This window comes from Sedimentitalea nanhaiensis DSM 24252 (genome assembly GCF_000473225.1).
In the GTDB taxonomy this organism is placed as follows: Bacteria; Pseudomonadota; Alphaproteobacteria; order Rhodobacterales; family Rhodobacteraceae; genus Sedimentitalea; species Sedimentitalea nanhaiensis.
In genome coordinates this window covers 1473232-1487297 of record NZ_KI421509.1, presented here as the reverse complement: position 1 = coordinate 1487297, position 14066 = coordinate 1473232, and the positions used below count along the sequence as shown (strand labels likewise).

At 61.8% G+C, this 14066-nt stretch carries 11 protein-coding genes; 6 read left to right on the top strand and 5 right to left on the bottom strand.

Annotation, left to right across the window (positions count from 1 at the left end; genetic code table 11):
* Nucleotides 1-22: 22 nt before the first annotated feature.
* Together NANH_RS0108985 and NANH_RS0108980 are read right to left on the bottom strand one after the other, a co-directional pair.
* A complete protein-coding gene (locus tag NANH_RS0108985; protein ID WP_027261735.1) occupies nt 23-1129 on the bottom strand; it encodes a pyridoxal phosphate-dependent aminotransferase in 1107 nt (368 codons plus the stop codon).
* A 43-nt stretch (nt 1130-1172) separates the two neighbouring features.
* Nucleotides 1173-1526: a YbaN family protein gene (locus NANH_RS0108980; protein ID WP_036049617.1), complete on the bottom strand. Its 354-nt coding sequence runs from the start codon at nt 1524-1526 to the stop codon at nt 1173-1175.
* A 203-nt stretch (nt 1527-1729) separates the two neighbouring features.
* On the opposite strand from NANH_RS0108980, the gene NANH_RS0108975 reads away from it, so the two are divergent.
* Nucleotides 1730-2512 (top strand): crotonase/enoyl-CoA hydratase family protein, encoded by a 783-nt coding sequence (locus NANH_RS0108975; RefSeq protein WP_027261733.1) that lies wholly within the window; start codon nt 1730-1732, stop codon nt 2510-2512.
* A 69-nt stretch (nt 2513-2581) separates the two neighbouring features.
* Here the strand turns inward: NANH_RS0108975 and NANH_RS0108970 are convergent, their stop codons facing one another.
* The 3 genes from NANH_RS0108970 to NANH_RS0108960 form a co-directional block, all read right to left on the bottom strand.
* Nucleotides 2582-2914 carry a DnaJ family domain-containing protein gene (locus NANH_RS0108970; protein WP_027261732.1) on the bottom strand — a complete coding sequence of 111 codons (333 nt, stop codon included), beginning with the start codon at nt 2912-2914 and terminating at the stop codon, nt 2582-2584.
* 60 nt (nt 2915-2974) lie between these two features.
* Nucleotides 2975-6088, bottom strand: coding sequence for a valine--tRNA ligase (locus NANH_RS0108965; RefSeq protein ID WP_027261731.1), 3114 nt, complete (start codon nt 6086-6088; stop codon nt 2975-2977).
* Between the two features lie 293 nt (nt 6089-6381).
* Nucleotides 6382-6816 (bottom strand): Lrp/AsnC family transcriptional regulator, encoded by a 435-nt coding sequence (locus tag NANH_RS0108960; RefSeq protein WP_027261730.1) that lies wholly within the window; start codon nt 6814-6816, stop codon nt 6382-6384.
* 106 nt (nt 6817-6922) lie between these two features.
* Here NANH_RS0108960 and NANH_RS0108955 point away from each other — a divergent pair, with 106 nt between their 5' ends.
* The 5 genes from NANH_RS0108955 (at nt 6923) to NANH_RS0108935 (ending at nt 14001) form a co-directional block, all read left to right on the top strand.
* Nucleotides 6923-8080 (top strand): type III PLP-dependent enzyme, encoded by a 1158-nt coding sequence (locus NANH_RS0108955; protein WP_027261729.1) that lies wholly within the window; start codon nt 6923-6925, stop codon nt 8078-8080.
* Between the two features lie 32 nt (nt 8081-8112).
* The gene (locus NANH_RS0108950) at nt 8113-10413 is read left to right on the top strand and encodes a xanthine dehydrogenase family protein molybdopterin-binding subunit (RefSeq protein WP_027261728.1); all 2301 of its coding nucleotides are present in this window, start codon (nt 8113-8115) and stop codon (nt 10411-10413) included.
* Nucleotides 10388-11467: a DUF2235 domain-containing protein gene (locus NANH_RS25830; RefSeq protein ID WP_051372314.1), complete on the top strand. Its 1080-nt coding sequence runs from the start codon at nt 10388-10390 to the stop codon at nt 11465-11467. Before NANH_RS0108950 ends, NANH_RS25830 begins: the two co-directional genes overlap by 26 nt.
* 105 nt (nt 11468-11572) lie before the next feature.
* The gene (gene queA / locus NANH_RS0108940) at nt 11573-12619 is read left to right on the top strand and encodes a tRNA preQ1(34) S-adenosylmethionine ribosyltransferase-isomerase QueA (protein WP_027261727.1); all 1047 of its coding nucleotides are present in this window, start codon (nt 11573-11575) and stop codon (nt 12617-12619) included.
* A 110-nt stretch (nt 12620-12729) separates the two neighbouring features.
* Nucleotides 12730-14001, top strand: a complete 1272-nt coding sequence (locus tag NANH_RS0108935; RefSeq protein WP_027261726.1) for an MFS transporter — start codon at nt 12730-12732, stop codon at nt 13999-14001.
* The last annotated feature ends 65 nt before the right edge of the window (nt 14002-14066 follow it).

The following is a 14066-nucleotide window of genomic DNA, read 5'->3' as shown; positions in this document are numbered from 1 at the left end:
ATGTCACGCAAAGCCTGCCCGATCAGCCCCGTGCCGTCGCCAAAGCTGACGGCAGCGCCTTGGCCAATGCATCGAGATCCGAGGCGGTGCCACAGCTGATCCGGATACAGCGGTCCTGGGGGGCGGCAAACGGCATGCGAACAAACAGGCCCCGGTCAATCAGCTGGTTCAGAACCGCCCGCGCGAAACGGGCGTCCTGTCCGCAGTCGATGGCGACAAAATTGGTCGCCGACGGCAGCGGCGTCAGCCCGTTGTCACGCGCGATCCGGGCGATGCGGTCGCGCGCGGCGGCGATCTCCTTGCGCACATGCGCCAACCAGTCATCATCCCGCAGTGCGGCCAACGCACCGGCCTGGGCGGCGCGGTTCATGCCAAAATGGTTACGCACCTTGTTGAAGGCCGAAATCAGGCCGGGTGCCGCGATCCCATAGCCGACCCGCGCCCCCGCCATGCCGTAAACCTTGGAAAAGGTGCGCATACGGATCACACGCGGATCATCCGCATCGACGGGTGCTGCGGTGCCTTGGGGCGCACATTCGACATAGGCTTCGTCCAGAACCAACAGACAACCATCGGGCAGCGCATCCATCGCGGCCACGATCTCCGCCCCCTTGTGCCAGGTGCCCATCGGGTTGTCTGGATTGGCGATGTAGACCAGCTTGGCATTCACGGCAGCGGCCTTGGCGAACAGGCTGGCAGGATCTTCGCGGTCGTCGACATAGGGGACCTCGTGCAAGGTGCCGCCAAACCCGGAGACGTGGTAGTTGAACGTGGGATAGGCCCCTTTCGAGGTGACCACCGTATCCCCGGGTCCAACAAGAAGCCGCACGAGATATCCCAGTAGACCGTCGATGCCTTCGCCGACGACAATGTTTTGCGGGGTTGTGCCGTGGGCCAGGGCCAGAGCCGCGCGCAGATCGTGGTTTTCCGGGTCGCCATACATCCAGATATCCGCCGTGGCCGCTTGCATCGCGGCGATGGCTCTGGGCGAGGGGCCGAACACATTTTCGTTGGCACCCAGACGGGCAGAAAACGGTCGGCCGCGTTGGCGCTCCTGGGTTTCGGGGCCGACAAATGGCACGGTTGCAGGCAGCGACTGGGCAAGCGGGGTGTATCGTGGGTCTGTCATGGGATCACTTAAATCGCAGCCGAAGCAGAGCCGCAAGCCCGTGCTAGCGCGGTGCGTCCGGACGAGTCAGCACGTAGGTTGCCGCCGCGCCCAGACAAATGGCCTGAACGATCAGAACGACGGTCGGGACACCGGCCAGAACGCTGACGCCAAAGACCAGCGCCATGACGCTACAGGCCAGGCGCTTGACCGGGCGCGGGATCGCACCATGAGCCTCCCAATCCGCGATCAAAGGACCAAAAATGCGGTGGGAGATCAACCAGTGGCGCAGGCGGGGCGACCCCTTGGAAAACAGGAATGCCGCCAGAATGACAAAGGGGGTCGTGGGAAGGACCGGCAGGACAACGCCGATCAGACCCAACGCCAACGCTATGCAGCCCAGCCCCGTCCACAGCATGCGATGGGCCGACGGAATGCGGCCCGCGGGCGGGGGGGGCGGCGGTTTTGATGGGCGTATGTCCGGTGCGTTCACGATAACCTGACCATGCCGCCAGTCGGGTCGGTTGTAAATGCGCCGGTCTGGTCTTGTGCCCCGACGTTCGGCTGGAAATGCGCCACCGAATGCGGTCAGATGGCGCAAATTCAGATGGGAGAGTTCACATGGCGCGCGTTTCGGTCGAGTATCAGGATCACATTGCCAGGGTTACCCTGACCCGTGGCGACAAGATGAACGCTTTGGATGATGCGATGTTCGAGGCAATCGTCAACGCCGGTCAGGAAGTGGCCGCATCCGATGCCCGCGCCGTGGTGCTGTCGGGCGAGGGCAAGAGTTTCTGTGCCGGGCTGGATCTGGCCAGCTTTGCCAAGATGGGGCAGGTCGATCCCGAAGCCTGGCTGATGGGGCGCAGCCATGGCGACACCAACATCATGCAGGAGATGTCGCTGGTCTGGCGGCGGGTGCCCGTGCCGGTGATCGCGGCGCTTCATGGCGCGGTCTATGGCGGTGGTTTGCAACTGGCCCTGGGCGCGGATATCCGGATCGCGGCACCGGACACCAAGCTGTCGTTGATGGAGATGAAATGGGGGTTGGTGCCCGATCTGGGCGGCATGGTGCTGTTGCCGCATCTGGTGCGATCCGATGTGTTGCGTAAATTGACCTATACCGCGCGCCCGATTTCGGCGGATCAGGGCGAGCGCTGGGGGTTGGTGACCTCTCTGAGTGACGACCCGGTGGCTGCGGCGGTCGAACTGGCGACCGAGATCGCGGGCAAAAGCCCGTCGGCGATCCGTGCCGCCAAACGGCTGATCGATGTGGCCGAAACCAAGGAACGGGCCGAGGTGCTGCTGGCGGAATCACGCGAATCCACCGGGCTGATCGGCAAGCCGGATCAGATGGAGGTCGTCGCCGCGCAGATGCAGGGGCGAATGCCGAAATTCGGTTAAGGTCCGTCTGCGGTCTGTCAAAGGCGGTGCCGGGCCGGCGCGTCGATTGGGCGGCACCATGGCGTCGGTTCAGCGCAGAAAGGCGCGGCGGGCGTCGCGGGCCATGTTGTAGCGCATTTCCAGATCGGCGACCCGGCGCATCGCGGCCTTGCGATCTGCCGCGCTTTCCATCGCGGCCAAAGCGGCGCGGGCGGCCTGCAATTCTTCTTTCAGGCGAAATTCCTCGGGTCTGACGCGCGCCTCGGCCATGATCCGCATGCCGACCGCAAGACCGGGATCGACCAGCGCCGCTTCGGGCCGGTTGGGCAGAGGCTTGCCTTCTCCCTCAAGGCCCGTCAGCTTGCCTTCGGCGCGGGCCTTGAGGATTTGGCGTTCGATCAGGTTGCGGAACGATCGCGTCATGCGGACAGGATAGCACGCAATCGCCCCAAGGACGAGGGGCCGGGGCAGAGACCTGTTGCGTCAGGCCAGTTCGGCCAGCCGCGCCAGAGCGTCCTTGATCTTGGTTTCCTCTTCCTCGCGGGCGGCCAGGTTCGCACGGGTTTCCTCGACCACGTCGGGGGGGGCTGAAGCCGCGAACTTTGGATTGTTCAGCCGTCCGCGCAGCCCGCCCAGTTCCTTTGCCAGTTTCCCCAGGGTCTTTTCCAGTCGCGCCTGCTCCTCGGCGATGTCGATGATCCCGGCCAGCGGCAGGCCAAAGCTGGCACCTTCGGCGTGAATCGAAACCGTTCCCTTGGGCAGGCTGTCTGCTTCAGTCAGGCTTTCGATGCGGGCCAGTCGCTTGATCAGGGTTTCGTTGCGATCCCATGCTGCGCGGCCCTGTGCGTCGATCCGGGTGACCAGCATCGGCACATGCAACCCGGCAGGTACATGCATCTGCGCCCGAGCCGAGCGCACGCTTTCGATCAGCCCGATAACCCAGTTCATCTCGTGATCCGCCTGCGCGTCTACCAGATCTGTGCCATAAGTCGGCCAGTCGCCATGGATCAGCATCTTGGCCCGGTCGCCGGACAGCCCCCACAGCTCTTCGGTGATGAAGGGCATGATCGGGTGCAGCAGGATCAGGCACTGATCCAGAACCCATTTCATCGTCTCGCGGGTTTCGGCCCGGGCGTCGTTTTCTTGCTGCAACAAGGGCTTTGAGAACTCGACATACCAGTCACAAACCTTGCCCCAGACAAAGCTATAGAGCGCACTGGCGGCGTCGTTGAAGCGATAGCTGTCCAGCGCCTCGTCAACCTCGACCCGCACTTTGGCAACTTCGCCGACGATCCACTTGTTCAATGTCTGTTCGGGGTGGGGCCTCTTGGTTGCCGGGGCCTCGAACACGCCGTTCATCTCGGCAAAGCGCATGGCGTTCCAAAGTTTGGTGCCGAAATTGCGATAACCGGCGATGCGCTGGGTATCCAGCTTCAGCGCCCCGCCCAGGCTGGCCATGGCGGCATTGGTGAACCGCAATGCGTCGGCACCGAATTCGTCGATCAGATCCAGCGGATCGACCACGTTGCCGGTGGACTTGGACATCTTCTTGCCCTTGGCGTCGCGCACCAGCCCATGCAGATAAACAGTGTCGAAGGGCACTTGGCCGACCACCGACAATTGCATCATCATCATCCGCGCTACCCAGAAGAACAGGATGTCGGTTCCGGTGATCAGATCGCTGGTGGGGAAATAGCGCGCCAGTTCCGGTGTTTCTTCGGGCCAGCCCAGCGTGCCGATGGGCCATAGGCCGGACGAGAACCAGGTGTCCAGAACGTCAGGATCGCGCCACACCGGATAGACCAGCTTGGTCGAATCCTGATCAATCGCATATTGCGCGAGGCGCTCGGCCAGCACGTGAATGGCCGCGTGTCTGTCGGCCACCTCGACAACAGCCGAGTGGTTGATCGGAACCGGAGTGTCGGCGATTTCATCCCGGAACGCGCTTTGCACGGCGGTAAAGTCAGCGGCGCAATGCGATACGGTGCCTGCGTGGATCATACCGTCGCGCATCAACAGCTTGTGCAGTTCGACATAGTCCAATTCGCCATCCGCACCGATGGCCTGATCATAGCTCAGATCCAGCCCGTACCAGACCGGGATCTGATGGCCCCACCAAAGCTGGCGGCTGATGCACCAGGGCTCGATGTTTTCCAGCCAGTGGAAATACACTCTTTCCTCGCGCTCGGGCAGGATTTTCACATCGCCATTGCGCACCGCGTCCAGCGCCGGGCCGACGATCTTGTCGGTGTCCACGAACCATTGATCGGTCAGCATCGGTTCGATCACCACCTTTGAGCGGTCGCCAAAGGGCTGCATGATCGGCTTGTTTTCGACAAAGGGTTCGGACACAACGACATCCTCGCCGCTGTCGGGGTCGGTCTTGGTGATGTCCTGCATCACGGCCAACCCTTCGGCGGTGATGTCGGCCACGACGCGTTTGCGCGCTTCAAACCGGTCCAGCCCGCGATAGTCGTCCGGTACCAGGTTCATTGCCGCAATCATAATTTCGTCAAAACTCTGTTCGCCGTTGGCGATGGCCTGCGCGATGGCGGCTTCTTCGGCATAGGGTTTGCCGTCGCTGCGCATTGCGCCCTTGGTGTCCATCAGCCCGTACATCGGGATATTGCCGCGCTTGGCGACCTGATAGTCGTTGAAATCGTGCGCGCCAGTAATCTTGACCGCACCCGAGCCGAAATCGGGATCGGGATAGTCATCGGTGATGATCGGGATCAGACGGCGGTGTTCCTTGGGTCCGACGGGGATTTCGCACAGCTTGCCAATGAGCGGGGCGTAGCGTTCGTCCGACGGATGAACCGCAACCGCGCCGTCGCCCAGCATGGTTTCCGGTCGGGTCGTTGCGATGGCGATATAGTCGCGGGTTTCGCGCAGGGTAACGGTGCCGTCTTCGTCCTTTTCCACGTATTCATAGGTCGCACCACCGGCCAGCGGATATTTGAAGTGCCACATGTGGCCCGCGACCTCGATATTCTCGACCTCGAGATCGGAAATCGCGGTTTCGAAATGCGGGTCCCAATTGACCAGCCTTTTGCCGCGATAGATCAGCCCCTTGTTGTACATTTCAACAAAGACCTTGATCACCGCATCGTGGAAATTGCCCTCTTCACCTGCGGGCGCGCCAGGGGCACCGGACATGGTAAAGGCGTTGCGCGACCAGTCACAGGATGCGCCGAGGCGTTTGAGCTGATTGATGATCGTGTCGCCGCTTTCGGTCTTCCATTCCCAGACCTTGTCCAGAAACGCATCGCGGCCCAGTTCCCGGCGTGAGGGCTGTTGTTCGGCAGCCAGCTTGCGCTCGACCACCATCTGGGTGGCGATCCCGGCATGATCCTGCCCCGGTTGCCACAGGGTATCAAAGCCACGCATCCGATGCCAGCGGATCAGGATGTCCTGCAACGTGTTGTTGAATGCATGGCCCATGTGCAGGCTGCCTGTCACGTTGGGGGGCGGGATCATGATGCAATAGGTTTCGGGGCGCGAAGCATTGGCCCCGGCAGTGAAGCAGCCAGCCTTTTCCCATGCCCGGTACAGGCGGTCTTCGGCTTCGGCCGCGTCGAAGGTCTTTTCCATTGCCATGAAGATGATCCCTTTTTGGTCGCGTTTCATCTAGCGAATGCGGCGCGCAAGGGAAAGGTGGGGGGTGGGGTTTCTTTGATGCGCCAAACCCGGAACGATCCGGCGCTGCGATCCACTGGCTAAATCGGGTGCAGCAAGACTTGATTAACCAGAATCACGCAAGCTGACGTGACGGTACCGGCTGGAGAGCCGATGGCCGCATACGACAGAAGCGACCCCGCCACCGACAACCGGATCCCCCAAGGATGAACGCTGGATGGTGGGGCGCTTCGATTCGCAATCGCCCCTCTGACTCAGGGCATGCGGTCGATCTTGGTTGCCAGATGGATCAGGCTTTCCGAGCTTTTGACACCGCGGGCCTCGCCGATGCGATCCAGCGTGTCGTCCAGTTCCGCAGTGGTGGCGGCCGTGACCTGAATCAACAGATCAAACCGCCCCGACGTCGTGTGTACGGTTTTCACACCGGGCAGGGATTTCAGCCGCCCCAGCACCGTCGGCCCGCTGCGCGGCTCGATGGCCACCAGCACCGTGGCCCGCAGTGTCGGGCGCATCGCATGCCCCTCGCGCAGCGTATAGCCAGCGATGGCTCCGTTGGATTCCAGGCGTTCGATCCGGGCCTGAACCGTAGTGCGGGCCAGGTTCAGGTGCCGCGCCAGCTCGGTCACAGGTGTACGAGCATTGTCGCGCAGAAGATTCAGCAGTTTGTGGTCTGTTTCGTCAATTTTCATGATATTTTCGGCGATCTGACGGATTTTGACTCCTTTTTAGTAAGATTGCCGCATGAAATCGACAGGTATCTGCGCGATCTAGGAAAAAATAGAGAGGTATCTCGCGATGCAGAACCATTCCGCCCTCTGGCGCAATCCCGCCAACCATTTGTGCCGCACCACTCCGGATCAGCCGGTTCTGTATCTGTCGCCGCGCGTGCTCCAGGACACCGCGTTGCGGTTTCGACGCGGTTTCGGCGGGCTGGTGACCTATGCGGTCAAGGCCAATGACCGCGCCGAGGTTCTGGCAAACCTGGTGGCGGCCGGGATCACCACATTCGACGTTGCCTCACCGGCGGAAATGGCTGCGGTCCGGGCAGCCTGCCCGCAGGCGGTGCTGCACTATAACAACCCGGTGCGATCGGTTGCGGAAATCGCCGCTGGTATCGAAATGGGCGTTGCCAGTTGGTCGGTGGACGAAGCCGGCGAACTGGACAAGCTGGCCGATGTGCCGCCAGAGGCCGAGATCGCGGTGCGGTTTGCCCTGCCGGTGAAGGGTGCCGCCTATGATTTTGGCGACAAATTTGGGGCAACGCCGGATCAGGCTGTCGAACTGTTGCGTCGGGTGACCCGGCTGGGGCACGTTCCGGCGCTGTGTTTTCACCCGGGCACCCAATGCGAGGATGCCGGCGCCTGGGACAGCTATATTCGCGAGGCAGCCCGGATTGCCGAACGCGCCGGTGTGCGCATCGCCCGGCTGAACGTCGGTGGCGGGTTCGCGGCCAACCGGACCGGCGCTGCGCCGGATCTGGAAGTTGTATTCGATGCGATCCACTGGGCGGTGCGCGATGCCTTTGGCACCGATGCGCCACAGCTGATCTGCGAGCCGGGGCGGGCCATGGTGGCGGAATCCTTTACGCTGGCGGCACGGATCAAGGCGCTGCGGGCGGGCGGGCGCACGGTGTTTCTGAACGACGGAATCTATGGAAGATTGACCGATCTGCGCGACATGGGGCTGACCCGGCGGGTGGATGTCGTGTGCCCGGCCGGTTGCTTGCGGTCCGGACATGCGGTGTCGCGGGTGATTTACGGGCCAACCTGTGACAGCCTGGATCGCCTGCCTGACGGGCTCGAGCTGCCAGACACAAGTGCGGCTGGCGACTATGTCCTGTTTCACGGCATGGGCGCGTATTCCGTGGCGATGGGCACGGCCTTTAACGGTTATGGAGCCTGTGACGTGGTGACGGTGGATCTCCTGTCTGGACACCACGCAACCGTGAGCTAGTGTCGTCCCCGCCAACAGATCAGGGGATGGCCGTGGAAAAATTCGGAAAGGGCCAGCCGGTCACGCGTCGCGAGGATGTCCGGTTTCTGACCGGGCAGGGGCACTACGTAGATGATGGCGGGCCTGCGGGTTCGCTGATTGCCTTTGTGCTGCGCAGCCAGGTGGCGCATGGGGTAATCACCGCTCTGGCTATGGACGATGCACGCTCTGCCAAGGGGGTGCATCTGATTGTGACGGCACAGACCCTGCTTCAGGCGGGGGTCGAAATCGCTATGGACTCCAATGTGGTGACCAATCGCGATGGGTCGGAAGGGGCGGCTCCCCTGCGGCCTGTCCTGGCACAGGACCGAGTGCGTTTCGTGGGCGAGCCGGTGGCGGTCGTGATTGCCGAAACACTGGATCAGGCGCGCGATGCCGCCGAATTGATCCACATTGAAATCGACGATCTGCCGGCCAAGCTGGATTTGTGCGACGGTGGCGAGACGATTCACGACGTGGCGCCGGACAATCGCGCGTTCGATTGGGGCATGGGGGACGAGGCGGCCACACGCGCGGCCTTTGACGAGGCCGCCCATACGGTCAGCCTGCAGGTCGCGGACAACCGGGTGATCGCCAATGCGATGGAGCCGCGCGGCTGTCATGCGGATTGGGACGGCGCGCGATTGCATTTTGCATTTGGCGGGCAAGGCGTCTGGGGGATGAAGGACCGGCTGGCCAAGGCGTTTCAGCTGGAACCGGCCCAGGTACATGTCACCATTCCCGACGTCGGTGGTGGCTTCGGCATGAAGGCGATGCCCTATCCGGAATATTACGCCGTGGCCCACGCGGCCCGGGTGCTGGGGCGTCCGGTGCGCTGGATGTCGGACCGGGGCGAGGCGATGCAAAGTGACAATGCCGGGCGCGACCTGACTTCGCGGGCCGAACTGGCCTTTGACGAAACCGGTCGGATCACAGCATATCGCGTGCACAGTCGGATCAATCTGGGGGCCTATAACGGATTGATGGGCCAGCCGATTCAGACGCAGTTGTTTTCGCGGGTGCTGACGGGCTGTTACGACGTTCAGGCCGTGTGGATGCAGGCCGAAGGGTTTTATACCAACACCACACAGGTCGATGCCTATCGCGGCGCGGGGCGGCCCGAGGCGATATATGTACTCGAGCGCGCCATGGACCGCGCGGCGCGCGAACTGGACATCGATCCGTGGCGACTGCGACAGCGCAATTTCATACCCGCGGACCGTTTCCCATACACCAGCGCGACGGGCGAGACATATGATGTCGGTGATTTTCACGCGGTCCTGTCCGAGGCCGCCAAGCGGGCCGACCGCGCCGGGTTCGCCGCGCGACGTGCTGCGGACGCCGCGCGCGGCCTGCTGCGCGGTCAGGGACTGTGTTACTATATCGAAAGCATTCTGGGCGATCCTTCCGAGGGCGCGAAGGTCGCGTTTCACGAGGATGGCACCGTGAGCATCTATGTCGGCACGCAAAGCAACGGACAGGGGCATGAAACCGTCTATGCCCGGTTCCTGTCGGATCAGACCGGGATCCCCCAAGACCGCATCCGGGTGGTCCAGGGCGATTCCGATCTGATCCAGCAAGGCGGCGGAACCGGCGGATCCCGCTCGGTCACCACCCAAAGCCATGCGACCCTGGCCGTGGTCGGTACGATGGTCGCGGCCTTTACACCCTATCTGGCGGAACGGATGGGGGTCGAAATCGCGGATGTGGCCTTTGATGGCGAAACCTTTCGCGCGCCGGGTTCGAACCTGACACCAACGCTGATCGAAGCCGCCGATATGGCCCGCGCGGATGGCCGGTCGGATCTGCTGCAACATGAGGCACGCGCCACCCTTCCAGGGCGCAGCTTTCCCAACGGAGCCCATGTGGCCGAGGTGGTGGTTGACCCGGACACGGGGGTGGTCAGGGTTGATCGCTATACGGTGGTCGATGATTTCGGAAATATGATCAATCCGCTGCTGGCCCAAGGGCAGGTGCATGGCGGCGTGGCGCAGGGCATCGGCCAGGCGATCACCGAGCATGTGGTGTATGACGCCGATGGCCAGCTGCTTACGGCGAGTTTCATGGATTATGCCTTGCCTCGCGCGGATGACGTGCCGATGATCGGGTTTACCTCGTGCCCGGTGCCGTCAACGGCCAATCCGATGGGCATGAAGGGGTGCGGCGAGGCGGGAACCGTTGGATCGATGGCTGCTGTCGCCAACGCGGTTCAGGATGCGTTGTGGGATTGCGGCGTTCGGCAAGCGGACATGCCGTTCACGCCGATGAGAGTTTGGGACCTGTTGAAGAATGAACCTGCTGCGGCTGACCAATAAACTTTTCGGATGGCTGGGGCGCCCGCTGCGCTCCGAGCACTCTACCGAGGTCAAGCCGCGCGGCCCGATGGCGCATGTGATCATTCTGGACGGTACGCTGTCTTCGCTTGAGCCCGGGCATGAGACCCATGCAGGCATGACCTATCGATTGTGCCGCGAGATGGGGGCGCAGATTTCCGTCTACTATGAAGCCGGTGTGCAATGGAGCAACTGGCGCAATACCATCGATGTGATGATGGGGCGCGGCATCAACCGCCAGATCCGCCGGGCCTATGGGTATCTGGCGTCGCGGTATCATCCGGGCGACCGGATCTTCTTCTTCGGCTACTCGCGCGGTGCCTTCGCTGTACGTTCGCTGGCCGGGGTGATCGACATGGTTGGCCTGCTTCGCCCCGAACATGCCACCGAACGCAACATCCGTACGGCTTATCGCCATTACGAGAATCATCCGAATGGCCCGCATGCGCGCGCCTTTCGGCAGGCCTATTGCCATGACAGCGTGCCAATCGAGATGATCGGAGTCTGGGATACGGTAAAGGCATTGGGTTTGCGGCTGCCGTTTCTGTGGCGTCGCTCAGAACAGCGGCACGCATTCCACAACCACCAATTGGGGCCCAGTATCCGCAACGGGTTTCACGCCCTGGCGCTGGATGAAACCCGGCAGGTCTATGAACCCGAGCTGTGGTATTGCCCACCGGATTTTCCCGGCCATGTGGAACAGGTCTGGTTCAAGGGGACCCATGGCGACATCGGCGGGCATCTGGGGGGAGTCGAGATGGCCCGCCCGCTGGCCAATATCCCGCTGGTCTGGATGCTCGAGCAGGCCGAATCCTGCGGATTGCCGTTGCCTGAAAACTGGCGTGTGCGCTTTTATACCGACCCCAGCGCCCCATCCGCCGGAACCTGGAGCGGATGGGGCAAGATCTTTCTGCTGCGTCGCGGGCGGATCATTGGACGGGACCGCTCGGAACGGTTGCACGACAGTGTTCGGATCGGGGTCACCACGCAGGGCAGCGTTGAAATTGCGCGGTTCCGATCGAAAGGTGCCGGTTAGTCGGACGATGCCATGCCCCTGCGAAGTGCCTGACACCGCGTTTCCGGTTCAGCCGGACCAATTGATGGATGGCGAATCCTGCGGCCCCGGCCTAGATACCCGGCCATGAAACTGAGCGATTTTGATTTTGACTTGCCGGATGACCGGATTGCCACCCGCCCTGCCGTGCCGCGCAGTGCGGCGCGATTGCTGGTGGCCTGCGGGGATGAGTTGTCAGATGCGCATGTGCGTGATCTGCCAGATTGGCTGCGAGCCGGCGACCGTCTGGTTCTGAATGACACCCGCGTGATACCCGCTCGGCTGAGCGGGCACCGGCTGCGAAGCGGCGCTCAGGGCACGACCCGTGCCCGAATCGAAGTCACCCTGCTTGAACCGCGTCCGGAGGGGGTGTGGACGGCGCTGATCAAGCCGTTGAAAAAGCTGAAAATCGGTGAGACGGTCACCTTCCAGGCCGGGCTGAACGCAGAATTGAAGCATATCGAAAATGGTCAGGGGGTGTTGAAATTCAACTGCGTGGGGGATGAATTCGATGCGGCGCTGAACCTGGCAGGTGCCATGCCGTTACCACCCTATATCGCGGCAAAACGTCCTGCAGATATGCGCGACATGACCGATTACCAAACCGTGTTCGCCCGCCACAGTGGGGCGGTTGCCGCGCCCACGGCGTCGTTGCATTTCGACGATGCATTGATGCACGGGTTACGTGAAAAGGGCATCGATTTCACTTATGTGACGCTACATGTGGGGGCCGGCACGTTCCTGCCGGTCAAGGTCGAAGACGTCACCAGTCACAGGATGCATGCCGAATGGGGGCGGGTGGACGCAGGCGCCGCTGCCGAGATTGCCGCGACCAAGGCAGCCGGTGGACGGATCGTTCCTGTGGGAACAACTGCGCTGCGTCTGATCGAGACGGCGGCAAAAGACGGGAGCATAAAGGCCTGGGAAGGGGAGACCGACATTTTCATTTATCCCGGCTTTCAGTTCCAGGTGACCGACGCCCTGATGACCAATTTCCATTTGCCGAAATCGACCTTGATGATGCTGGTCTCAGCACTTATGGGGCAGGACAGAATCGCCTTGATCTACGATCATGCGTTGAACAAGGGGTATCGCTTTTTCTCCTATGGAGATGCGTCGTTGCTGGTTCCGTGATCCGGTTCTAATGTCACATGCGACACCATGGTGTCGTATCCGTATGGGACGGTTGCCGGTAAAGCCCGGATACCGGACCCGAACGTCACGCCACAAAAGGGAGGCGTCCGATGTTTCAGGTTCTGTCCAGCGCTTGGGCGCTGCTCTTGGGAATGATGCTCTTGATGGTCGGCAACGGCCTTCAAGGTACTTTGCTGGGTGTGCGTGGCGAAATCGAGGGGTTCTCGACGCTGGAGATGTCCGTTGTGATGTCCTCATATTTTGTCGGGTTCCTGGGCGGCTCGCGCATGGCGCCCGAGATGATCCGGCGCGTGGGCCATGTGCGGGTGTTCGCGGCACTGGCCTCTTTCATCTCTGCGGTGATGATCCTGTATCCGGCCTTTACCAACCCGGTTGCATGGTCCTTGGGACGGGTCATCATCGGGTTTTGCTTTTCAGGCGTTTACGTCACCGCCGAAAGCTGGCTCAACAACGCCGCCAGCAACGATAACCGGGGCCAGGCGCTGTCGCTGTACATGATCGTGCAGATGGTCGGTATCGTGACGGCACAGGCACTGCTGTTGGTCGGGGACCCGGCTGGCTATGAGTCCTTTGTCATCGCGTCGGTGCTGATTTCCGTCTCCTTTGGACCCATTCTGTTGTCGATCAGCCCGACTCCGGCGTTTGATACGACCAAACCGATGACATTGCGCAAACTGATGGAAATCTCGCCGTTGGGCTGTGTTGGCATGTTTCTGCTGGGCGGGGTTTTTGCCGCGCAGTTCGGGATGAGCGCAGTCTACGGTGCCAGGGCGGGTCTGGGGCTTGGACAGATCTCGGCCTTCGTTGCCTGCTTCTATCTCGGGGCGATGGTGCTGCAATATCCGCTGGGCTGGCTGTCGGACCGGACAGACCGACGCTTTCTGATTCTTGTCGTGGCCGGTATCGGCGGTCTGGGTTCGGTTTTTGCGATGAATTTTGGCGAGAACTTTCTGGTTCTGCTGGCGGCGGCCTTTCTGATCGGCGGTCTCTGCAACCCGCTGTATTCTTTGCTGATCGCGCATACCAACGATTATCTGGAACATGCCGACATGGCTGCCGCCTCGGGCGGGTTGGTGTTCATCAACGGGCTCGGCGCAATCGCCGGACCTCTGATTATTGGCTGGCTCATGGGGGATAACGTCTTTGGGCCGTCGGGGTTCTTCCTGTTCATGGCCGGGTTGCTGTTCGCGCTGGCGACCTATGCCGGCTATCGCAGCACCCGGCGACCGACTCTGCCGTTTGAAGAAACCGGTTCCATTTCGCCGATGTATCCTTCGGCCACGCCGGTCATGGTGGAATTGGCACAGGAAGTTGCGATCGACGCCGAATTGGAAGAGGCGCAACAGGCGGAAAGCGACTAAGGGAAACGGGTTTTTGGTAACGGAAACAGTTTTTTTCCAGAATGTAGCAATTTGTTACTGTAAAA